The 21,703-nt window shown below is 64.9% G+C and carries 22 protein-coding genes and 1 tRNA gene; 18 read left to right on the top strand and 5 right to left on the bottom strand.

Annotated features, from left to right (window positions below; translation table 11 throughout):
- Positions 1-104: 104 nt before the first annotated feature.
- The 3 genes from WH265_RS16885 to rapZ are packed head-to-tail and all read left to right on the top strand — an operon-like array spanning position 105 to position 3,545.
- Complete coding sequence (locus tag WH265_RS16885) at positions 105-1,007, top strand: NAD kinase (protein ID WP_312988822.1); 903 nt, start codon at positions 105-107, stop codon at positions 1,005-1,007.
- On the top strand, positions 1,004-2,662 hold the full coding sequence (recN, locus tag WH265_RS16880; protein ID WP_339559036.1) for a DNA repair protein RecN: 1,659 nt from the start codon (positions 1,004-1,006) through the stop codon (positions 2,660-2,662). The genes WH265_RS16885 and recN overlap by 4 nt, the downstream gene beginning before the upstream one ends.
- Positions 2,652-3,545 (top strand): RNase adapter RapZ, encoded by an 894-nt coding sequence (gene rapZ, locus WH265_RS16875; RefSeq protein WP_021025023.1) that lies wholly within the window; start codon positions 2,652-2,654, stop codon positions 3,543-3,545. Before recN ends, rapZ begins: the two co-directional genes overlap by 11 nt.
- A gap of 12 nt (positions 3,546-3,557) precedes the next feature.
- Here the strand turns inward: rapZ and WH265_RS16870 are convergent, their stop codons facing one another.
- The 3 genes from WH265_RS16870 to mutM form a co-directional block, all read right to left on the bottom strand.
- A complete protein-coding gene (locus WH265_RS16870; RefSeq protein ID WP_312988825.1) occupies positions 3,558-3,794 on the bottom strand; it encodes a DUF2789 domain-containing protein in 237 nt (78 codons plus the stop codon).
- 107 nt (positions 3,795-3,901) lie between these two features.
- Positions 3,902-4,945 (bottom strand): A/G-specific adenine glycosylase, encoded by a 1,044-nt coding sequence (gene mutY / locus WH265_RS16865; protein ID WP_445228544.1) that lies wholly within the window; start codon positions 4,943-4,945, stop codon positions 3,902-3,904.
- Positions 4,946-5,008: 63 nt separating this feature from the next.
- Positions 5,009-5,821, bottom strand: coding sequence for a bifunctional DNA-formamidopyrimidine glycosylase/DNA-(apurinic or apyrimidinic site) lyase (mutM, locus tag WH265_RS16860; RefSeq protein ID WP_339518399.1), 813 nt, complete (start codon positions 5,819-5,821; stop codon positions 5,009-5,011).
- 45 nt (positions 5,822-5,866) lie between these two features.
- Here mutM and WH265_RS16855 point away from each other — a divergent pair, with 45 nt between their 5' ends.
- From WH265_RS16855 to pth, 7 genes are all read left to right on the top strand, one after another.
- A complete protein-coding gene (locus WH265_RS16855; protein ID WP_339559034.1) occupies positions 5,867-7,642 on the top strand; it encodes a tetratricopeptide repeat protein in 1,776 nt (591 codons plus the stop codon).
- Positions 7,639-8,145 carry an outer membrane lipoprotein LolB gene (locus tag WH265_RS16850; RefSeq protein WP_339559033.1) on the top strand — a complete coding sequence of 169 codons (507 nt, stop codon included), beginning with the start codon at positions 7,639-7,641 and terminating at the stop codon, positions 8,143-8,145. The genes WH265_RS16855 and WH265_RS16850 overlap by 4 nt, the downstream gene beginning before the upstream one ends.
- Before the next feature lie 22 nt (positions 8,146-8,167).
- On the top strand, positions 8,168-9,025 hold the full coding sequence (gene ispE, locus WH265_RS16845; protein ID WP_339559032.1) for a 4-(cytidine 5'-diphospho)-2-C-methyl-D-erythritol kinase: 858 nt from the start codon (positions 8,168-8,170) through the stop codon (positions 9,023-9,025).
- A 40-nt stretch (positions 9,026-9,065) separates the two neighbouring features.
- Positions 9,066-9,142 (top strand) — tRNA-Gln (locus WH265_RS16840).
- Positions 9,143-9,198: 56 nt separating this feature from the next.
- Positions 9,199-10,164 carry a ribose-phosphate pyrophosphokinase gene (locus WH265_RS16835; protein WP_021025016.1) on the top strand — a complete coding sequence of 322 codons (966 nt, stop codon included), beginning with the start codon at positions 9,199-9,201 and terminating at the stop codon, positions 10,162-10,164.
- Positions 10,165-10,293: 129 nt separating this feature from the next.
- A complete protein-coding gene (locus tag WH265_RS16830) occupies positions 10,294-10,884 on the top strand; it encodes a 50S ribosomal protein L25/general stress protein Ctc (RefSeq protein WP_021025015.1) in 591 nt (196 codons plus the stop codon).
- 105 nt (positions 10,885-10,989) lie between these two features.
- A complete protein-coding gene (gene pth / locus WH265_RS16825; RefSeq protein ID WP_339559031.1) occupies positions 10,990-11,598 on the top strand; it encodes an aminoacyl-tRNA hydrolase in 609 nt (202 codons plus the stop codon).
- A gap of 43 nt (positions 11,599-11,641) precedes the next feature.
- On the opposite strand, the gene WH265_RS16820 is transcribed toward pth, so the two are convergent.
- Positions 11,642-11,899 (bottom strand): YfhL family 4Fe-4S dicluster ferredoxin, encoded by a 258-nt coding sequence (locus WH265_RS16820; RefSeq protein ID WP_021025013.1) that lies wholly within the window; start codon positions 11,897-11,899, stop codon positions 11,642-11,644.
- A 200-nt stretch (positions 11,900-12,099) separates the two neighbouring features.
- Here WH265_RS16820 and WH265_RS16815 point away from each other — a divergent pair, with 200 nt between their 5' ends.
- The 7 genes from WH265_RS16815 to WH265_RS16785 all read left to right on the top strand — a co-directional run bounded on the left by WH265_RS16815 (position 12,100) and on the right by WH265_RS16785 (position 20,322).
- Positions 12,100-13,062 (top strand): ABC transporter permease, encoded by a 963-nt coding sequence (locus WH265_RS16815; protein ID WP_021025012.1) that lies wholly within the window; start codon positions 12,100-12,102, stop codon positions 13,060-13,062.
- 7 nt (positions 13,063-13,069) lie between these two features.
- Positions 13,070-13,981, top strand: coding sequence for an ABC transporter permease (locus WH265_RS16810; RefSeq protein ID WP_339559030.1), 912 nt, complete (start codon positions 13,070-13,072; stop codon positions 13,979-13,981).
- Between the two features lie 9 nt (positions 13,982-13,990).
- Positions 13,991-15,016: an ABC transporter ATP-binding protein gene (locus WH265_RS16805; RefSeq protein WP_021025010.1), complete on the top strand. Its 1,026-nt coding sequence runs from the start codon at positions 13,991-13,993 to the stop codon at positions 15,014-15,016.
- Positions 15,013-15,864 (top strand): ATP-binding cassette domain-containing protein, encoded by an 852-nt coding sequence (locus WH265_RS16800; protein WP_339559029.1) that lies wholly within the window; start codon positions 15,013-15,015, stop codon positions 15,862-15,864. Before WH265_RS16805 ends, WH265_RS16800 begins: the two co-directional genes overlap by 4 nt.
- Positions 15,865-15,959: 95 nt before the next feature.
- Positions 15,960-17,450, top strand: a complete 1,491-nt coding sequence (locus tag WH265_RS16795) for an ABC transporter substrate-binding protein (protein ID WP_021025008.1) — start codon at positions 15,960-15,962, stop codon at positions 17,448-17,450.
- A gap of 107 nt (positions 17,451-17,557) precedes the next feature.
- Positions 17,558-18,964, top strand: coding sequence for an amidase (locus tag WH265_RS16790; protein WP_339559028.1), 1,407 nt, complete (start codon positions 17,558-17,560; stop codon positions 18,962-18,964).
- Positions 18,965-18,981: 17 nt separating this feature from the next.
- Complete coding sequence (locus tag WH265_RS16785) at positions 18,982-20,322, top strand: tetratricopeptide repeat protein (protein WP_339559027.1); 1,341 nt, start codon at positions 18,982-18,984, stop codon at positions 20,320-20,322.
- Positions 20,323-20,326: 4 nt separating this feature from the next.
- Here WH265_RS16785 and WH265_RS16780 read toward each other — a convergent pair whose 3' ends face one another.
- Complete coding sequence (locus WH265_RS16780; RefSeq protein ID WP_339533919.1) at positions 20,327-21,184, bottom strand: LysR family transcriptional regulator; 858 nt, start codon at positions 21,182-21,184, stop codon at positions 20,327-20,329.
- 104 nt (positions 21,185-21,288) lie between these two features.
- On the opposite strand from WH265_RS16780, the gene WH265_RS16775 reads away from it, so the two are divergent.
- The gene (locus tag WH265_RS16775; protein WP_339559026.1) at positions 21,289-21,681 is read left to right on the top strand and encodes a tautomerase family protein; all 393 of its coding nucleotides are present in this window, start codon (positions 21,289-21,291) and stop codon (positions 21,679-21,681) included.
- Positions 21,682-21,703: the final 22 nt, after the last annotated feature.

The following is a 21,703-nucleotide window of genomic DNA, read 5'->3' as shown; positions in this document are numbered from 1 at the left end:
CGGCCACCGGCGCGGCCCGCCTTTGCAGGGCAGGCGGCAGCCGCCACCTGGGGCTGCTCAAGAAATTCAAAAAGATTACGCCACTTTGGTGATGTAATTTGCGTATGCAGTCTCGCTTCCAACACATTGCCCTGATCGGCAAACACCATGCACCGCCCACTGCCGAGGTGCGCCAGCAGTCCTATGCGGCTTTCAGCCAGATCGCCTGCTATATCGAGGCCCAGGGCGGCACTGCATTCCTGGAGAAGGAAACCGCCGCCTTCACCGGCATGGAACACTACCCGACGCTCAGCATGCAGGAGATCGGTGAACGCTGCGACCTGGTCATTGTGCTGGGCGGTGACGGCACCATGCTGGGCGTGGGGCGCGAGCTGGCCCAGTACAACACGCCGCTGGTCGGTATCAACCAGGGGCGCCTCGGCTTTGTGACCGATGTGCCGTTGCAGACCTTCATGGGCCCGCTCTCGGCGATTCTGGCGGGCGAGTACGAAGAAGAAGTGCGCTCGATGATCCATGCCCGCGTGATGCGCGAAGGCCAATGCGTCTTCGAGGCCCTGGCCTTCAACGATGTGGTGGTGAACCGGGGCGGTACCTCGGGCATGGTCGAGCTGCGGGTCGAGGTCGATGGCCAGCTGGTGGCCAACCAGCGCGCGGATGGCTTGATCATTGCCACCCCGACCGGCTCGACCGCCTATGCGCTGTCGGTCGGCGGCCCCATCGTGCACCCCACGGTGCCCTGCTGGGTGATGGCACCGATTGCGCCGCATATGCTGTCCAACCGGCCCAGCGTGATTCCGGACACGCAGGAGATTTCGATCGAGGTGATTGGCGGGCGCGATGTGGCCGCCAATTTCGACATGCAGTCGCTCGCCTCCATCCTGCGCGGTGACAAGATTTTGGTGCGCAGCGCGCCGCACAAGGCGCGCTTTCTGCACCCCCGGGGCTGGAACTACTACGCCACCCTGCGCAAAAAGCTGGGCTGGAACGAAGGAGGCATCACGCCATGAGCCTCAGACGCATTGGCTTGCGTGATTTCGTCATCGTCGAGCAGCTGGAGGTGGATTTCCAGCCCGGCTTCACCGCGCTGACGGGCGAGACAGGTGCCGGCAAATCGATCCTGATCGATGCCTTGCAGCTGGTGCTCGGCCACCGCGCCGACACCGGCTTTGTGCGCCAGGGCGCGAGCCGCGCCGAGCTGATGGCCGAGTTCGACACGCCCGCCACGCTCGAAGGCTTTCTGGCCGACAACGACATGCCGGGTGAGGAAACCTTGCTGCTGCGCCGCGTGATCGATGCGCAGGGCAAGAGCAAGTTCTGGATCAATGGCGTGCCCGCCACTGCCACGCAGCTGCGCAGCATTGCCGGCGCGCTGGTCGATATCCACGGCCAGCATGCCTGGCAGGGGCTGACCCAGCCCGAATCGGTGCGCCAGCTGCTCGACGCCTATGCCGGTGCCGACAGCACCCCCACGCAACGCGCCTATGCGCTGTGGCGCAGTGCCGACAAGGCCTTGCAGCAAGCGCGCAGCATGGAAGAAACCCACCAGCGCGAGCGCGAACGCCTGCTCTGGCAGATCGCCGAAATCGACAAGCTCGCACCCGGCCCGCAGGAATGGGAAGAGCTCAACACCCAGCATGGGCGCCTGTCCAATGCCCAGGCCTTGATGGACGCGGCCAACAACGCGATGGCCAGCCTGGAAGGCGAAGACGGCGGCGCGCTCACCCAGGTCAACCGCAGCCTGCATGCGCTGCAGGACCAGGCCCATGTGGAGCCGGGCTTTTCGGCGATGGCCGAGTCGCTGGAGTCGTGCCTGGCCCAGCTCGAGGATGTGATGCGCTCGCTCAACGGCTACCTGCGCCATGCCGAGCTGGACCCGGACAAGCTCGAACAGCTGGACCAGCGCCTGGGCAGCTGGATATCACTGGCGCGGCGCTACAAGCGTGCGCCCGAAGACCTGCCCGCGCTGCTGCAGGGCTGGCATGCCGAGCTGCTGGCGCTCGAAGCCTCCTCCGACATGGTGCAACTGGCCAAAAACGCCCAGCAGGCGCAGGAGGCCTACCAAAAGGTCGCCGCTACGCTGAGCCAGGCGCGCCAGCAGGCGGCCAAGCGCCTGTCCAAAGCGATCACCGCGGCAATGCAGGACCTGGGCATGGCCGGCGGGCGTTTTGTCGCCCAGGTGAGCCCCGCACGCGAGCCGCGCAGCGATGGCATCGACGATGTGGAACTGCTGGTCGCCGGCCACCCCGGCACCGATCCCAAGCCGATTGCCAAGGTGGCCTCGGGCGGCGAGCTCTCGCGCATCTCGCTGGCGATTGCAATATCGACCAGCCAGCTCGGCCAGGCGCCCACCCTGATCTTTGACGAGATCGATTCGGGCATTGGTGGCGCGGTGGCCGATGCGGTGGGCCGTGTGATGCGGGCGCTGGGCCGTGACCGCCAGGTGCTGGCCGTTACCCACCTGGCCCAGGTGGCTGCGCGCGGCGACCACCACCTGCTGGTGGCCAAGCAGCGCAGCAAAGGCGGCAGCACCAGCCATATCCGTACCGTGGCCGATGACGAGCGGGTCAATGAAATTGCCCGCATGCTGGGCGGCGAAAACCTCTCGGCCACCAGCCGGGCGCATGCCCAAGAGATGATTGCCGGAGGAATGAATGACCGATAAGACATCTGCCCCGCAGCCGCTGGAAGTGGTGGTCATCACCGGCATGGCCGGCTCGGGCAAGTCCGTGGCGCTGCATGCGCTCGAAGACGTGGGCTACTACTGTGTGGACAACTTTCCGCCCGAGCTGATGCAGGCCCTGGTGTCGCTGGAGCACTGGCAGCACGGCAGCCGCGTGGCCATTGCAATGGATGCGCGCAGCGCCAAGGGCCTGTACCTGGTGCCCGAGCAGCTCGAGCGGCTGCGCGAAGCGGGCGCGCAGGTACGGCTGATCTACATGGATGCGCAGCGCGACACGCTGATGCGCCGCTTCTCCGAAACCCGCAGGCGCCACCCGCTTACCAACGAAAAGCTGCAGGAAGGCCCGCGCGCGCTGGTGCAGATGATTGAAGAGGAGCGTGCGCTGCTGTCCGATCTGCGCGAGCAGGCCCATGTGATCGACACCAGCAATATGCGCGGCTCCCAGCTGCAGGCCTATATCAAGGAGTGGATCCAGGCACCGCAATCGAGCCTGACCTTGCTGTTCCAGTCCTTTGGTTTCAAGCATGGCATCCCCATCGACAGCGACTACATGTTCGATGTGCGCATGCTGCCCAACCCCTACTACGAGCCCGAGTTGCGCCCCCACACCGGGCTGGAAGCACCGGTTGCCAACTTCCTGGCGCAGCAGCCCAAGGTGCTGCAGATGCAGGCCGATATCATCCGTTTTCTGGACAACTGGCTGCCCGAGCTGGTGAAGAACCACCGCAGCTACGCCACCGTGTCGGTGGGCTGCACCGGCGGCCAGCACCGCTCGGTCTACCTGGTCAATGCGCTGGCCCAGCACTTTCAAGGCCGCTGGACCACCTTGCAGCGCCACCGCGAGCTGGGCGCCAAAAAAAGCTGATGCCCGCGCTGCTTACTCGGCGCGCAAGGCGACGCTGAGCTGGTCAACTACCGTGGCCCAATCGGCATCGGCGCTGATGCTCTCGCGCAGGAAACGCGCTTGCGCTGGCGACCAGAATGCCGCATCTGCCAGCAGCACCTTGTCGGGCAGCGGGCGGTGCGATTCGATGAACTGGCGGATCGAGGCATCATCATCGGGCAGGCCCAGTTGCTGGAACAGCGACGAGAAGGGGTGGACCGTGGGCTCCATGGCGTACTTTCAAGACAAGAGGATGGCTGCAGTCTAAGCGCCGGGCAGCGGCGCCCTTTGCAGGACAAGCCCGGTAATGGACGCCAGTGCCGGCAGCCGAGCCCGCCTCAAAACCCGCGCTGCAGCAGGCTGCGAATCGGCGCGGGCAGTCCCAGATCGGGCCATTGCGCAGGCAGGCACCACTGGCCCGAGGGCGTGGGCACACCATCGCTGGCAACGGGTATCCGCACCGGGTGCAGATGCAGATCCTTGTGCGTGAGCACATGCAGAAAAGGCCGGGCATGCACCGCCTCCGAGGTATCACCGTGCTGCGCCGATTGCGCAAGCAGCGCCTCTTCACTGTCATAGACCGGCAGGCAGAACAGGCCGGCCCAGATGCCGGGCGCCGGGCGCTTTTCCAGCCAGATGGCGCCATCGGGCCGCTGCCAGCACAGCAGCCACCAGCTAGCGGCGCTGCGCTTCAATTTCTTGGTCTTGACGGGATAGCGCTCGGGCTGGCCCTGGCGGTGGGCCACGCAATCGCCGTGCACCGGGCACAGCAGGCAACTGGGCTTCTTGGCGGTGCAGATGGTGGCGCCCATGTCCATCATGCCCTGGGTGTAGCGCGGCATATTGCGCGCCAGGTCGGTGGTGGGCAGCAGGTCTTCGGCCAGCGCCCAGAGCTTTTTCTCGGCGGCGCTGCTGGCCAGGTCGTCCTCAAAGCCCAGCACGCGGGTCAGCACCCGTTTGACGTTGGCGTCCAGAATGGCAGCGCGCTGCGCAAAGCAGAACGAGGCAATCGCGCCAGCAGTCGAGCGGCCAATGCCGGGCAAGGACGAGAGCTCGTCGACCGTGTGCGGAAACGCGCCGCCAAAGCGCTCCATCACCTCCTTGGCGCAGCGGTGCAGGTTGCGCGCGCGGCTGTAGTAGCCCAGGCCACTCCACAGCGCCATCACCTCTTCATCGCTGGCCGCGGCCAGGTCGGCCACCGTGGGGCAGCGCTGCAAAAAGCGCTCGTAGTAGCCCAGCACGGTGCTGACCTGGGTCTGCTGCAGCATGATCTCGGACAGCCAGACGCGGTAGGCATCCTGGGTGTTCTGCCAGGGCAGGTGGTGTCTTCCGTGGACTGTCTGCCAGGCCACGATCTGTTCGGAAAATCGACTCACAATCACTGTTCTCGGGGGGAGTAGTTATCGGTGGGCCTGGCCGCTCTGGGGCGGCCTGCCAGGCCCGCGTTATTTCTGGCAGCGCTTGCAGTAATAGGTGCTGCGCTGCCCTTGTTTGATGAGCTGCACCGGCTGGCCGCATTGCGGGCAGGGCTCTCCGGCCCGTCCATAGACGCTGGCCTGCGCCTGGAAGGCACCGGCATAGCCATTGACCTGGACAAAATCGCGCAAGGTGCTGCCGCCCAGCGCAATGGAGCGGGTCAGCACCTCCACAATCGCCGCATGCAGGCGTTTCGCCTGGGGCCGCGTGGTCTGGTTGGCCGGTTTGGTCGGCGAGATGCCGGCCAGGAACAGCACCTCGCTGGCGTAGATATTGCCCACACCCACGACCACCTGGCCGCCCAGCAGCAGCTGCTTGATCGGCGTGCGCGATTTTTGCAGCCCGGCCCAGAGGTGCTCCACGCTGAAGCCGGCACCCAGGGGCTCCACGCCCAGGTTGGCCAACAGCTTGGCGGCCATGCCGGAATCGGCATCGGGCGACCAGACCACCGCACCAAAACGGCGCGGGTCATGCAGGCGCAGCAGATGCTGGTCGGTGAACAGGTCGAAATGGTCATGCGGGCCGGCGGGCGCATCCCTGGGACTGACCTGCAGGCTGCCGGACATGCCCAGGTGGATCAGCACCACGCCCTGGTCCAGCACGAGCACGATGTACTTGCCCCGGCGCTGCACCTCGGTGATGGTGCGCCCGGCCAGCGCGGCGGTGTCGATGCCCAGCGGCCAGCGCAAAGGCTTGCCCATGCGCACGGCGGCAATGCGCGCGCCTTGCAGCGGCGCAACCAATCCCCGCCGCGTGACTTCCACTTCTGGTAACTCTGGCACTTTCTTCCTTCTGCAAGGCCCTTGGGCATCGTTTATTATGGGCCGATGACGCAAAAACTTCGTTTACTGGCTTATTTTCTGGCCTCCGGCCTGATGGCACCCGCGTTTGCAGCGCCTGCCCAAGCACCGCAGCATGGCGCTGCCCAGCGGCAACTGGCCTTGGCAGCGGCCGAGCGCGCCGATGATGCCAGAGTCGAGCTGGATGCGGAGCTTTTTTACGAGCTGCTTTTGGGCGAAATGTATGCCTACCGCGGTGATGCGGCCACCAGCGTGGAGTTGCTGCTCGATGCCGCCCGCCGCTCGGGTGACGAGAAGGTCTACCAGCGCAGCGCGCAGCTGGCGCTGCTGTCGCGCTCTGCCAGCCGAGCCACCGAGGTGGCCCAGGCCTGGAAAAGCGCCTTTCCGCAATCGCGCGCAGCCAGCCGCTACATGCTGCAGGTGATGCTCTCGACCAACCATGGCGAGGAAACCGGCCCTCTGCTCAAGCAAGAGATCGCGCTGGCCAAGCCCGATGAAAAGCTCGACTGGATCCGCGCCATCCCCAGCATCTACCGGCGCCTGAGCGACCAGGTGCTGGCCGCCCGCATTGTGCGCGAGGCGCTGACCCCCGAGCTGGAAAATCCCGCCACCGGCCCCGAATCCTGGGCCGCCATTGGCCGCATGGAGCTGGCCGCCGACCAGAAGACCGAGGCACTGGCGTCCGCCCGCCGGTCGCTGCAACTCAACCCCGACAACGAAAGTGCAGCCAAGCTGGCTGCGGACCTGGTCAACGCCGGCGTGCCCGGGGCGGAGGCGCTGGTGGTGGACTTTTTGGACAAGTCCAAGAGCGGTGAAGCCCACCTGGCCTATGCGCGCAGCCTGATGAACGCCGAGCGCTTTACCGAGGCCAAGGCCCAGCTGGACAATGCCACGCGCCTGAGCCCCGAATCTGCCGACGCCTGGATGCTGAAGGCCGCGCTGGAGGCCCAGCTCAAGCAGTACACCGAGGCCGATGTCTCGCTGCTCAAGCTCGACACCTTGATCGACAAATTCCCCTCGGCCGTGCTGCAGCGCGAAGTGCGCATCCAAAGCCTGATGCTGCGCGAGCAGATGGCCGAGGCCCAGCAGAAATGGGCCGAGGCCGACCGCTGGGCCGATGAGATCGCCAAGGCTGGCAACACCGCGCTGGCCACCTTGCGCAAGGCCTCCATCCAGATGCAGCAAGGCAACTACGATGCTGCTGCGGTTTTGTTGGAGCAACTGCCTGAGGGCAATGCCGGCGAGGCACGCGCCAAGCTGGCCGCGCAGGTGCAGCTGCAAAAGACCGCCAAGAACTATGCCAAGGCGCTGGAGCTGCAAGGCCGCCTGGTCGCGCTGCAGCCGCAAGACCCCGATGCGCTGTACGAGCAGGCCATGCTGGCCGAGCGCATGAACAACATGGAGCTGGCCGAGACCCAGTTGCGCCGGCTGATCGAGCTGCAGCCCGATTTTCACCATGCCTATAACGCGCTGGGCTACTCGCTGGCCGATCGCGGCCTCAAGCTCGACGAGGCCAAGAGCCTGATCGAAAAGGCGTTGAGCATGTCGCCCGGTGACCCCTTCATCACCGACAGCCTCGGCTGGGTCGAGTTCAAGCTGGGCAACCTCGAGCGCGCCGCCGAGCTGCTGGAGCAGGCCTACACCAAGCAGCCCGATGCCGAGATTGGCGCCCACCTGGCCGAAGTCTGGTGGAAACAGGGCAAGACACGGCCTGCCGAAGAGCTGCTGCGCACGGTTCTGAAGACCGCGCCCAACAACGACATGGTCAAGAAGACCTTCGAGCGCCTGGGAATCAAGCCATGATGCTGCAGCGCAGGCAGCTCTGCCTGGCTGCCATCGGCACCGGCTTGCTCCCCCTCCTCTCGGCCTGCAGCACGGCAGCGCGCCAGCTGGAAGCAGCCCCTGGCAAGACCTACTGGTCGGGCCGCATGTCGGTGCAGGTGCTGGACAGCCCCCCTCAAACCACCAGCGGCAGCTTTGAGCTGTCGGGCAGCCCCGACTCGGGCGAGCTGGTGCTGCTCAATCCGCTGGGCAATATCGTGGCGCGCGTGCAATGGTCGCCCGGCCAGGCGAGCGCGCAGCAGGGCACGCAAACCCGCCAGGCCAGCTCGCTCGATGAGCTGACACGGACCTTGCTGGGCACCAGCTTGCCGATTGCCGCGCTGTTTGACTGGCTGCAGGGCAAGCCCACGGAGGCGGCCGGCTGGCAGGCCGATCTGGAGGCACGCAGCGAAGGCAAGATTCTGGCCCGCCGCCTCGATCCCCTGCCTGAAGCCAGCCTGCGCATCGTGCTCGATGCGCCATGATTTTTTTGTGAGACCCTGATCCATGCGTACGCTGTACGACGTTCCCGCGCCTGCCAAGCTCAACCTCTTCCTGCACATCACCGGCAGGCGCGCCGATGGCTACCACCTGCTGCAGTCGGTCTTCATACTCATCGACTGGGCCGACACGCTGCACTTTGAGCTGCGCAGCGGCGGCCAGATCAGCCGCGAAGACCTGAACACCCCCCTGCCCGCCGATGACCTGATCACCCGCGCCGCGCGGGCCTTGCAGCAGGCCACCGGCTGCAAGCAGGGCGTGCACATCGGCGTGCACAAAAACCTGCCGGCCCAGGCGGGCATGGGCGGCGGTTCCTCCGATGCGGCCAGCACCTTGCTGGCCCTGAACCAGCTCTGGGATTTGAAGCTCTCGCGCAGCGAACTGCAGCGCATCGGCTTGACGCTGGGCGCCGATGTTCCGTTTTTTATTTTTGGAAAATCGGCTTGGGTCGAAGGAATCGGTGACATAATACGTCCACTCGAAAACGAGCAGCAACTAGCAGACACCGCGCTGGTAGTTGTGAAGCCGCAAGAGGGTCTGGATACGAAACTTATTTTTTCAAGTCCGAACCTAAAACGCGATTCAGAAGCTGCTACAATGACGAGCTTCGCTGCAGAGAACTTTGACTTCGGTCGAAACGACTTGCAGCCGGTCGCAGAAAGCCTGTGCCCTTCGATAAAAAAAGTTTCTGACTTTTTGAAATCACAAGGATTACATGCTAGAATGACGGGCTCAGGTAGCGCAGTTTTCGCAGTGAAGAAAATGCAAGCTAATAGCTGCCAGAGCAGTTTTTCACAAGACTGGACAGTGAAAGATTGCACAAGTCTGATGGAACATCCTCTCAGAGGCTGGACCCAAGACTGAAAGTTTCAAAGGATTGGTGATGCTTAGCACCAATTCTTGTAGGGGAGTCGCCAAGCTGGTTAAGGCACCGGATTTTGATTCCGGCATGCGAAGGTTCGAATCCTTCTTCCCCTGCCATATTTCTTACCGCGTACAAGCAACGCACACAGCTAACCCATACCCACTGGGACGCTATGCAAGACCATCATCCAGACTTCATGGTTTTCACTGGCAACGCCAACCGCGAACTTGCCTCTGAAATTGCACAACACCTCCATACCTCTTTGGGTAACGCCGACGTAGGCCGTTTCTCTGACGGTGAAGTCACCGTCGAGATCAAGCAAAACGTCCGTACCCGCGATGTGTTCGTGGTGCAACCTACCTGCGCGCCGACCAACGACCATCTGATGGAACTGCTGGTGATGGTCGACGCCCTGAAGCGTGCATCGGCTGAGCATATCTGCGCGGTGATCCCCTATTTCGGCTACGCCCGCCAGGACCGCCGTGTTCGCTCGACCCGCGTGCCCATCACGGCCAAGGTGGTGGCCAACATGCTGCAAGCCGCTGGCGTGAGCCGCGTGCTGACGATGGACCTGCACGCCGACCAGATCCAGGGCTTCTTCGATATTCCGGTGGACAACATCTATGCATCGCCTGTGCTGCTGGGCGATCTGCGCCAGAAGAACTACGAAGACCTGATCGTTGTGTCGCCGGACGTTGGCGGTGTGGTGCGTGCACGCGCACTGGCCAAGCAACTCCATTGCGATCTGGCCATCATCGACAAGCGCCGCCCCAAGGCCAATGTCTCCGAAGTCATGCATGTGATCGGTGACATCGACGGCCGCAACTGCGTGATCATGGACGACATGATCGACACCGCAGGCACCTTGGTGAAGGCGGCGGAAGTGCTGAAGGAACGTGGCGCCAAGAAGGTCTACGCCTATTGCACGCACCCCATTTTCTCGGGCCCGGCCATCGAGCGTATCGGCAACGGCGCGGCGCTGGACGAAGTCGTGGTGACCAACACCATCCCGCTGTCGGCCGAAGCACGCAACTGCAGCAAGATCCGCCAGTTGTCGGTGGCACCGCTGATCGGTGAGACCATCCACCGCATCGCCACCGGCGAATCGGTGATGAGCCTGTTCCAGGAAGCCGACTGATCAAAGGGCCCGCAAGGCCCTTTTTCTGCTTTCTGCTAAAATAGATAGTTTTCGCTGGCCGCTGCAATTTGTAGCGGCCTTTTTAACCGGGTGAACTGGTCGCGGTTCATCCCACATTGGAGTAATAAAATGAACGTTGTCGCTTTTGCGCGCGCTAAGCAAGGTACGGGTGCGAGCCGCCGCCTGCGTAATTCTGGCCGTACGCCTGGCATCATCTACGGTGCTGCTGCTGAGCCTCAGTTGATCGAAGTGGACCACAACAGCCTGTGGTACGCCCTCAAAAAGGAAGCCTTCCACGCATCCGTGCTGGAACTGGACCTGGACGGCGCCAAGAGCCAAGTGCTGTTGCGCGACGTGCAATACCACCCCTACAAGCAGCTGGTGCTGCACATCGACTTCCAACGCGTCGATGCCAACACCGCGCTGACCATGAAGGTGCCAGTGCACTTCAGCGGTGCTGAAGAATCCCCAGCAGTGAAGATCGACAAGTACCTGGTGACCCCGGTTGTGACCGAAATCCAAGTGATCTGCATGCCCAAGGACCTGCCCGAATTCATCGCGGTGGACCTGAGCAAGCTGGAAAAGGGCTCGACCATCCACCTGAAGGACATCGCTCTGCCCAAGGGCGTGAAGCTGGCTGCACAAACCAACCCTGCGCTGGTGTCCGTGGCCGCTCCTGCCGCTGCTGAACCTGCAGAAGGCGAAGCGCCTGCTGCTTAATCGCACAGCAAGCTGCTGACGCCCCTGGCGTCTGCAAGCCAGAGGCTGCATTGCTGGTCAATGCAGCCTTTTTTCATTCTTCCCACCCACCTCAACCATCCGCCCATGATCAAGCTGTTTGTTGGCCTCGGCAATCCCGGCCCTGAATACGAAGGCACGCGCCACAACGCCGGCTTCTGGTGGATTGATGCGCTGGCCCGGGATTTGCGCCTGCAGCTGGTGCCCGACCGCAATTACTATGGCCTGGTCGCACGTACTTCGGTGCAGGGCGAGTCGGTCTGGCTGCTCGAGCCCCAGACCTTCATGAATCTGTCGGGCAAGTCGGTCGGCGCCCTTGCACGTTTTTTCAAGATCAAGCCTGAAGAGATTTTGGTGGTGCACGATGAGCTCGACCTGCCGCCCGGCCAGGTCAAGCTCAAGCGCGGCGGAGGTCACGGCGGCCACAATGGCCTGCGCGATATCCATGCGCAGCTGGGATCGTCCGATTACTGGCGCCTGCGCATCGGCATCGGCCACCCCGGCGACAAGCAGGAGGTACCCAACTGGGTGCTGCGCAAGCCCGCACCCGACCAGCGCAAGCTGATCGAGGACAGCATCATTCATGCGCTGCAGGCATCGCCTGAGCTGCTGGCCGGCGACATGGAAAAGGCCACGCTCAAGATCCACACCACCAAGCCCCAGCGGCCCAAGCCGCCACGCCCAGAGGCCCTCTGAGCGCGCCGGGCTACCGGCCCATCACCACCCGATCACCCCGCAGTCACAGGCCCTTGTCGGCCTGCAGGCGCACATAGCGCTGCATCAAGGTGGGCTTGTCTTCCTGAAAATCGGGGTGCACCGGAATGCAGGCGACCGGGCAGATCTGCACGCACTGGGGCTCATCGAAGTGGCCCACGCATTCGGTGCAGCGGTGCGGATCGATCTCGTAGTAGTCCTCCCCCATCGAGATGGCATCGTTGGGGCACTCGGGCTCACACACATCGCAGTTGATGCACTCATCGGTAATCATCAAGGCCATGGATGCGTCTCCAAGATTCCAGCACGGGGGAAGAAGTGTGACATGAGCGACATTATCCCGCGACCTCCTTAGCCATACTCGTGGCACTGCGAGTAAGCATGTATGGTGTGTCGGAATTGTTCGCGTTATGCTTGCCGCTGCGAAAAAATACAACAAGCACCAGCAGGTCTGCGCGCCTTTCCTAACCACGACGGCTACCCATGGGTCTTTTCATTCTCAAGCGCACACTCACCTTGCTGCTCACCTTGTTGGGCACCTCGATTGTCGTCTTCCTCGTTCTGGAGATCCTGCCCGGCAACGCCGCCCAGATGCTGATGGGGCCCGATGCCGCGCCCGAAGCAGTCGCTGAGCTGGCCGAACAGCTCGGGCTCAACCAGCCCGCCTGGGAGCGCTATGTGCACTGGATCTCGGGCCTCGTGCACCTGGACCTGGGCAACAGCTACAGCTACGGCACCCCGGTCATCGAACTGATTGCCGAGCGCATGGCACTCACCTTGCCGCTGGCCTTGATGGCGATGGCCATCACCACCGTGGTGGCACTGGCCGCCGGCATCTATGCCGCCAGCCGCCACAACAAGCTCGGCGATGTCAGCGTCATGGGCATGGCGCAGCTGGGCATTGCCATCCCCAATTTCTGGTTCGCCATCTTGCTGATCCTGCTGTTTTCGGTGCACCTCAAATGGTTCTCGGCCGGCGGTTTTCCGGGCTGGACCGAGGCCTCGGGCGGCTCGCCCTGGGCGGCGCTCAAATCGCTGATGCTGCCGGCGCTGTCGCTGGCCGTGGTGCAGGCGGCCATTCTGGCGCGCATCACGCGGTCCTCGGTGCTCGAAGTGCTGCGTGAAGACTTTGTGCGCACCGCCCGGGCCAAGGGCCTGTCGCAACGCGCAGCGCTCTACGGCCATGTGCTGCGCAATGCACTGGTGCCCGTCGTCACCGTGATGGGCCTGCAGTTTGCCGAGCTGATGGCCGGCACCATCGTGGTCGAGAACGTGTTCTACCTGCCCGGCATGGGCCGGCTGATCTTTCAGGCCATTGCCAACCGGGACCTGATGGTGGTGCGCAACTGCGTGATGCTGCTCGCCGCCATGGTGGTGATCGTCAATTTCGTGGTGGACCTGCTCTATGCCTGGATCGACCCCCGCACCAAAGCCAGCGATATCTGAGCACGCCATGCAACCGCCTACCTCCGTCGCCCCCATCCTGCCCACGCCCGCAGCCAACCCAGCGCCAGGCCACACGGCATCCCGCAACGCGCTGTGGCGCCGCGCGCTGCGCAACCCCAGCTTCATGATTGGCCTGGTGCTCACGGCCCTGCTGCTGCTCGCCGCTGGCCTGTCCTATGTCTGGACGCCGCACTCGGCCTTCGAGATGAACATGGAGGCCAAGCTGCAAGGGCCATCGCTCGCCCACTGGCTGGGCACCGATGCCTATGGGCGCGATGTCGCCTCGCAGCTGCTGCTGGGCGCGCGCGCTTCCATTTTGGTGGGCGTCATTGCCGTGGGCATCGGCGTGGTGGTTGGCACGGCGCTGGGCCTGCTGGCCGCTGCCAAACGCGGCTGGGTCGAAGAGGCCATCATGCGCCTGGCCGATTTCTCGCTGGCCTTCCCCGCCATTCTCTCGGCCATCATGCTGACTGCCGTGTTCGGCCCGGGCATCATCAATGCCATCGTGGCCATCGGCATCTACAACATCCCGATGTTCGCCCGCATCGCACGCGGCTCGGCCAACACCATCTGGGGGCGCGAATATGTCACCGCCGCCCGCGCCTGCGGCAAGGGCGCCTGGGCCATCACCTGGCAGCATGTGCTGCCCAATATCTCGGCCACCTTGATCGTGCAGAGCACCATCCGCTTTGCGATTGCGATCCTGGCCGAGGCCGCGCTGTCCTACCTGGGCCTGGGCACGCAACCGCCGCAGCCGTCCTGGGGCCGCATGCTGAGCGAGGCGCAGACCTTGATGTTCCAGGCGCCGCTGCTGGCCGTCTTCCCAGGCGTGGCGATTGCCTTGTCGGTGCTGGGGCTCAACCTGCTGGGCGACGGTCTGCGCGACCTGCTTGACCCGCGTCTGGCCCGCAAGCGCTAAGGAGTTGCCATGGCATTGATTGATGTACAGCACTTGGAAATCGTGCTGCAAACCCACCGGGGCCCCGCCCGCGCCGTGCGCGATGTCAGCTTCCAGATCGAGCGCGGCCAGGCCCTGGGCCTGATTGGCGAGTCGGGCTGCGGCAAGTCCATCACGGCCATGGCCTTGATGGGCCTGCTGCCGGAGTCGGCCCAGGTCAACGGCAGCGCCCAGCTCGACGGCCAAAGCCTGGTGCAGCAGCCCGACCACTGGTGGCGCAGCGTGCGCGGCAACCGCATTGCGATGATCTTCCAGGAGCCGATGACGGCCCTCAACCCGGTGCACACCATTGGCCGCCAGATCAGCGAACCGCTGCGCCTGCACAAGGGCTGGAGCGCGCGCCAGGCCCGTGAAGAAGCGATTGCGCTGCTCGACCGCGTCGGCATCGCCCAGCCGGCGCAGCGCTTTGACGCCTACCCACACCAGTTCTCGGGCGGGCAGCGCCAGCGCATCACGATTGCGATGGCGCTGGCCTGTGGCCCGGATCTGCTGATCGCCGACGAGCCCACGACGGCGCTGGACGTCACCATCCAGCAGCAGATCCTGGACCTGATCAATGGGCTGGTGCAAGAGCGCCAGATGGCCTTGCTGCTGATCTCGCACGACCTGGGCGTGATCTCGCAGAACGTCGACAAGATGGTCGTGATGTATGGCGGCACCGTCGTCGAATCAGGCAGCACCGAGGCCGTGTTCGAGCACATGGCCCACCCCTACACCCGGGGCCTGCTGGCCGCGCGCCCCAGCATGCAGCCGCGCATCCAGGGCCAGCCCCAGCGCCTGCACACCATTGCCGGCTCGGTGCCCGAGCTGGTCGACCTGCCCGCAGGCTGCACCTTTGCCGGGCGCTGCAGCTTTACCCAGGCCCCCTGCTTTGTGCAAAGGCCGCCCAGCGTGGCGCTGCCATCGACCCATCCGCAAGAGACGCACCAGGTGCACTGCCTGCGGCCCGAGGCCTACGCCATCGCCACCGAGACCCCTGACGAGACCCCCGCATGACGGCAGCCCCCCACGACACCCCCTTGCTGCAGGTGCGCGACCTGGTGCGCACCTACACCCTGCCCCGCGAAAAGCTGTTTTCCGCGCCCCCCACGGTGCAGGCCCTCAAGGGCGTGAGCTTTGAGCTGCATGCCGGCCAGAGCCTGGGCATCGTTGGCGAGTCGGGTTCGGGCAAGTCCACCCTGGCGCGCCTGGTGATGGCGCTCGACCAGCCGACGTACGGCCAGGTGCTGCTCGAAGGCCAGGACCTGCACCGCATGGAAGCGGCCGCACTGCAGCGTGCGCGCAAGGATTTCCAGATGGTCTTCCAGGACCCCTATGGCTCGCTCGACCCGCGCCAGACCGTCGAGCGCATCGTCAGCGAGCCGCTGCAGGCCCAAAACACCAGCTCGCGGGCCGAGCAGCGCGAACGCGCCAGCCAGGTGCTGCAGCAGGTGGGCCTGCGCGCGCAGGATGTGGACAAGTACCCGCATGAGTTCTCCGGCGGCCAGCGCCAGCGCATTGCCATCGCGCGTGCGCTGATCACCAAGCCCCGGCTGATCATTGCCGACGAGCCGGTCAGCGCCTTGGACGTGTCGGTGCAGGCCCAGGTGCTCAACCTGATGCAGGACCTGCAGCGCGAGCATGGCATCACCTACCTGCTCATCAGCCACGACCTGGCCGTCATCAACCACCTCTGCGACGCCGTGGTGGTGCTCTACCAGGGCGAGATCGTCGAGCGCGGCGCGCCCAGCGAGCTGTTCCAGCATGCCCAGCATCCCTACACGCAAAAACTGGTGCAGGCCGTGCCCCAGGTACGGCCACGCCGACACCGCATGCCAGCAGGGATTGGCGCAAGTCCTGTATAACCGTGTTTGAGCTTCTCGGCGCGCCCGGCCAGGGCGTTGCCACTCCGCAGCTTTCCCCCATAAATTGAATAAAACCCTATCCAAGGAGTACCCGGATGCTGAACCGTAGACACCTGCTTGCCGCAGGCACCCTGGCACCGCTGCCGCTGTGGCTGCCTGGCATCGCCCAGGCACAGGCCAAGAAAGACACCGTTGTGCTGGGCATGACCCTGGAGCCGCCAGGGCTCGACCCCACCGCTGGCGCCGCCTCGTCGATTGCCGAGATCACGCACTACAACCTCTACGAGACGCTGACCAAGATCAACTCGGACGGCAGTGTCTCGCCGCTGCTCGCCGAAAGCTGGGAAGTCTCGCCCGACTTGAAGAGCTACACCTTCAAGCTGCGCAAGGGGGTGACTTTTCACAACGGCGAGCCCTTCAACGCCAACAGCGTCAAGTTCTCCTTTGACCGCGCGGCCGGCGAGAAAAGCACCAACAAGGACAAGCGCACCTTCGCCAACCTGACGGCCCAGGTGGTGGACGAGCACACGGTGGTGATCCTGAACAAGGAAATCGACCCGGACCTGCTGTTTGTGCTGGGCCAGGCCACCTCGATCATCGTCGAGCCCAAGAGCGCCGACAGCAACGCCACCAAGCCCATCGGCACCGGCCCCTACAAGCTGGGCAACTGGAGCAAGGGCGCGTCCATCACCTTGGAGGCCTGGCCGCAGTACCGCAACCCCGGCAGCATCCGCATCCGCCGCGCCACCTTCCGCTTCATCTCGGATGCCGCTGCGCAAGTCGCCGCCTTACTGGCCGGTGATGTGGACATCTTCCCGCGCGTCTCGGCCCGTGGCATCGACCAGTTCAAGACGAACCCGCGCTACCAGGTGGTCATCTCCGGCTCGCGCGCCAAGACCATCGTCGCCATCAATGAGCGCCGCAAGCCGCTCGACGATGTGCGTGTGCGCCGTGCGCTGTCTGCGGCCATCGACCGCAAGGCCGTCATCGCCGGCGCGGCCGAAGGCCTGGGCGTGCCCATCGGCAGCCACTATGTGCCCGGCGCCTATGGCTATGTGGACACCACCGGCATCAATCCCTTTGATGTGGAAAAGGCCAAGAAGCTGTTGGCCGAGGCCGGCGTGAAGACGCCGCTGAGCCTGAGCATGACCCTGCCCCCCACTCCGTATGCGCGCCAGGGCGGCGAGATCATTGCCGCGCAACTGGCCAAGATCGGTGTCGAGGTCAAGCTGCAGAATGTGGAATGGGCGCAGTGGCTCTCGGGCACCTACACCAACAAGAACTACGACCTGTCGCTGATCTCGCATGTCGAGCCTTTCGACCTGGAGAACTACACCCGGCCCGATTACTACTGGGGCTACAAGTCCGAGAAGTTCAACAAGCTGTTCGAGCAGATCAAGCTTGAAGCGCGTCCTGCTGACCGCTCGCGCCTGCTGGGCGAGGCGCAGCGCCTGCTGGCCGAAGATGCCGCCAACGTCTTCCTGTACCAGCCGCAGTGGGTGACCATTGCCGCCAAGAACGTGCGAGGTCTCTGGAAGGACATGCCGATCTTCATCAACGACCTGTCATCCATGTACTGGGCTTGAGCCCGGTCTTGCGCTAGGCTTCAAACCAGCACATCGCCCATCTACGGCCTGCCGAGATGGGCGTTTTTTATTCTGCGTCCTTACCCTTTTCACTACCCCTGCCCGATATGACCGCGTTGCACGATTGGCCCGCCACAGCGCTGCTGGCCGCCTACCAAAAGCAAGAACTCTCCCCTGTCGATGTCATGCAATCCGTCATCGACCATGTCGCGCAGTGGGAGCCGCACCTCTGCGCCACCTACCTCTACCGGCCGGACGAGGCACTGGCGCAGGCACGGGCCAGCGAGGCGCGCTGGCACAAGGGCGCACCCGCCGGCCTGCTCGATGGCCTGCCGGTGACGATCAAGGAAAACATTGCCACGCAGGGCGACCCCCTGCCCGCCGGCACAGCCGCCGTCACCCTGGTGCCCGCAGCCGCCGATGCACCGCCCGCAGCCCGCCTGCGCGAGGCCCATGCCATCTGTTTCAGCAAGACCACCATGCCCGACTACGGCATGCTGTCGTCGGGGCTGTCGAGCTTTCACCCGCTGGCGCGCAACCCCTGGGACCTGAGCAAGGGCCCGGGCGGCTCCAGCGCGGGCGGCGGTGCGGCGGCGGCTGCCGGCTACGGCCCGCTGCACATCGGCACCGACATTGGTGGCTCCTTGCGCCTGCCGGCCAGCTGGTGCGGTATCTACAGCCTCAAGCCCAGCCTGGGCCGCATCCCCATCGATCCGCCCTACCAAGGCCGTGCCGCCGGTCCGATGACGCGCAGCGTGGATGACTCGGCACTGATGATGCAGGTGCTGTCGGCCCCCGATGTGCGCGACACGATGAGCCTGCCGCCGCAGGACATCGCCTGGAGCACGGTGGCCAGCACCGGCGCGGACTTTATCCGGGGCAAGCGCATTGGCCTCTTGCTCGATGCCGGCTGCGGCCTGCCGCTGCAGCCCGAGGTGCGCGCGGCCATCGAGCAGGCCGCTGCGCTGCTGGAAGCCGCTGGCGCGCAGATCACGCCGATGCAGCCCTTCATGACGCCTGCGATGCTGGACGGCATGGACCGCTTCTGGCGCATGCGCTCGCTGAGCGATCTGCAGGCGCTCAGCAGCGCGCAGCGCGACAAGGTGCTGCCCTATATCCGCGCCTGGGCCGAGAGCGCCGAGGGCATGAGCGGCAGCGCAGTGTTCCAGGCCAGCCAGCAGTTCCACCAGGTGCGCCTGGCCACCGTCAAGGCCTGCAGCGCCTTTGACTTTGTGATCTCGCCGGTAGCGCCACATGCTGCCTTTGATGCCGAATGGGCATCGCCCACCAACGACCCCTTGCGCCCGCTCGAGCACATCGGCTTTACCGTGCCCTACAACATGTCGGAGCAGCCGGCTGCGTCCATCAACTGCGGCTACACCGCCGCTGGCCTGCCCATTGGCCTGCAGATTGCCGGCGCACGTTTTGACGACCTGGGCGTGCTGCAGCTGTCGCGGGCTTTCGAGCAGATCCGTGGCCCGCAAAAGCCCTGGCCCCAGCCGCCCCAGGCCTGAGCCAAGGAGCGCAGCGCATGGGCACGCAGCAGGACCTGTATGGCAACCCGGTCAGCAGCGATGCGGCCGCCCTGCCCTACCTGAACGATTTTGCCGAAGGCTTTGCCGCCTGCGAGATGCGCGTGCTGCGCATCCTGGACATCGCCGCGCAGGACCCCAGCCCCCTGGTGCAAACCTGGTGCGCCGCGCTCCATCTGTTTGCCGAAGATGCCCAGGCCGCCCAGCAGGCGCGGCCCTTTTTGCAGCGCGCCCGCGCCCAGCTGGCGCAGGCCCATGCGCGCGAAACGCAATGGCTGGCCGCCATCGAGGCCTGGGCCGATGGCGACACGCCCTTGGCCGCGCAACGGCTCGAAGCACTGGTCCACCACTACCCGCGCGATCTGGCCGCGCTCAAGCTTGCGCACTACCATGCCTTCAACCTGGGCGATTCCCCGGCCATGCTGCGCATGGCGCTGGCGGCCCAGCCGCACTGCGCCGATATCCCCTACTTCCACGGCATGCTGGCCTTTGCCTATGAGCAATGCCATCTGCTGGGCCAGGCCGAGCGCGCAGCGCGCCAGGCGCTGCATTTGCGCTTCAAGGAGCCCTGGGCCCACCATGCGCTGGCCCATGTACTGCTGACCCAAGGCCGCGTGGACGAGGGCCTGGCCTTTATGCAAAACGCGAGCAGCAGCTGGACGGGGCTCAACTCCTTCATGCAGACGCACAACTGGTGGCACCTGGCGCTGTTCCTGATGGAGGATGCGCGCCACGACGAGGCCCTGCAGCTGCATGACAGCCAGGTCTGGGGCGTGGTGCCGGCCTATTCGCAGGACCAGATCGGCTCCATCTCACTGCTGGCGCGGCTGGAGCTCGAAGGCGTCGATGTCGGCCAGCGCTGGCAGCAGCTCAGCCCCTATCTGCTGCAGCGCCAGCATGACCATGTGCTGCCGTTTCTGGACCTGCAGTACCTCTACGGCCTGGCACGCGCCGGGCAATGGCAGGCCGCGCAGCAGCTGCTGGCCAGCATGCAGGGCCATGCCAATGCGCAAGTGCAGCCCCGCCTGCGCACGGCCTGGCAGGATGTCTGCCTGCCCGCCGCGCGCGGCCTGCTGGCCCATGCCCAAGGCCAGTACGGCCAGGCCGCCCAGCAGCTGGGGCCCTTGATTGCGCGCCTGGTCGAGGTCGGCGGCAGCCATGCCCAGCGCGACCTGTTCAGCCAGCTCTACTGGAGCGCCCTGCGGCACAGCGGCCAATGGACGGCCTTGCAAAACCTGGTGCAGCCCTGGTACAACCAGCAGCCCCAATCCAAACGGCTGGCCGCGTATATGCGGCGCATTTACCAGGGCCTGGGCCTGCCAGCGGCGCTGGCCAATTGATCGTCTAAGCGACCCAATCCGATTGCAGCAAGGCCCGCACCTGCTGCACCAGGGCCGGCTCAGCCCCCTGCACCGGCAGCAGGCCAAAGCGCACGCGGCTAAGGCGCGGCAAGCCCGCGCCGGGCAGCACAGGCGCCATCGCCTCGGTCAGCACCGCTGCATTGATGCATGCCACGCCCAGACCCGCCGCAATGGCCGACTGCAGACCGGCGACGCCCGAGGCCTGGTGGGCCACCACATAGTCCAGGCCCTGCTGGCGCAAGCGCGTCTCGGCATAGTGGCGCAGCGCGCAGCTGTCGGGCAGCACCAGCAAGGGCAGCGGCTGGCCGGGCTCGGCGGCCCATTGGCGGGCACGGGCCCAGACCAGCGGCTCTTCGGGCCCCAGCAACTGCAGGCGCTGTTTGAAAGGGGGCAGCGCCATCACCACACCCAGATCGCACTGGCCCTGGGCATAGGCGGCCTCCACCTCGGCGCTGCGCAGCACGCTGACCTCCAGCCGCACGGCAGGGTGGCGTTCAGCCAGGGCCTTGAGCATGCGCGCCAGCGCATCGGGTTTGAAGTAATCGGTGACCGCCAGCTTGAGCGCCCCTTGCAGCGCCAGGCCGCGCATGTCGCGCAAGGCATGGTCGGCCATGCCCACCAGCGCCCGCGCATGGCCCAGCAGCTGGCTGCCCGCCGCCGTGGGCAGCACGCCAGTCTTGCTGCGCAGCAGCAGCGGCTTGCCAATGCATTCCTCCAGCTTCTTGATCTGCTCGCTCACCGCTGACTGCGACAGGAACAGCTGTGGCGCTGCGGCCGTCAGGCTGCCGGCCTCGACCACGGCGATCAGGGTGCGGAGCTGGGCAAGGTCCAGGTGGGCCATGGCTTATCCAACGGTTTAACAGATGGCTCCCATCATATCTTCCCGTTTTTCAAATGCATAGAGGGCTCGCACAATAGACCCATCAACCACCCCAGGAGCCTTCCATGCCCCACATCGCCATCCAACTCTCCGGCCCCCGCCATGCCGAGCGCCAGCAGCAAATCAGCCAGGCCATCGCCCAGCTCACGCAAGACATTCTGGGCAAGCGCCCTGAGGTGATTGCCATTGCCTTCACCCAGGTCGCTGCGCAGGACTGGTGGATTGCCGGCCAGACGCTGGAGGAGCTGGGGCAGTCCGCCTTTCAACTCGATATCAGCATCACCGACGAGACCAATACCAAGGCCGAAAAGGCGCGCTACCTGCAAGCGGTCTACGACACGATGGCCGGCCTGATGCCCAAGCTCCATCCGGTGTCCTATGTGCATCTGATCGATGCCCGCGCCGCCGCCTATGGCTATGGTGGCAAGACGCAGGAATACCGCTACCACCACGGTTAACCCATCCCGCCCAGCACAGCCG

The organism is Comamonas sp. MYb396 (assembly GCF_037479555.1).
GTDB lineage: Bacteria > Pseudomonadota > Gammaproteobacteria > Burkholderiales > Burkholderiaceae_C > Comamonas.
The sequence above is the reverse complement of the archived record's forward strand: the minus strand, read 5'-3'. Positions and strand labels throughout refer to the sequence as shown.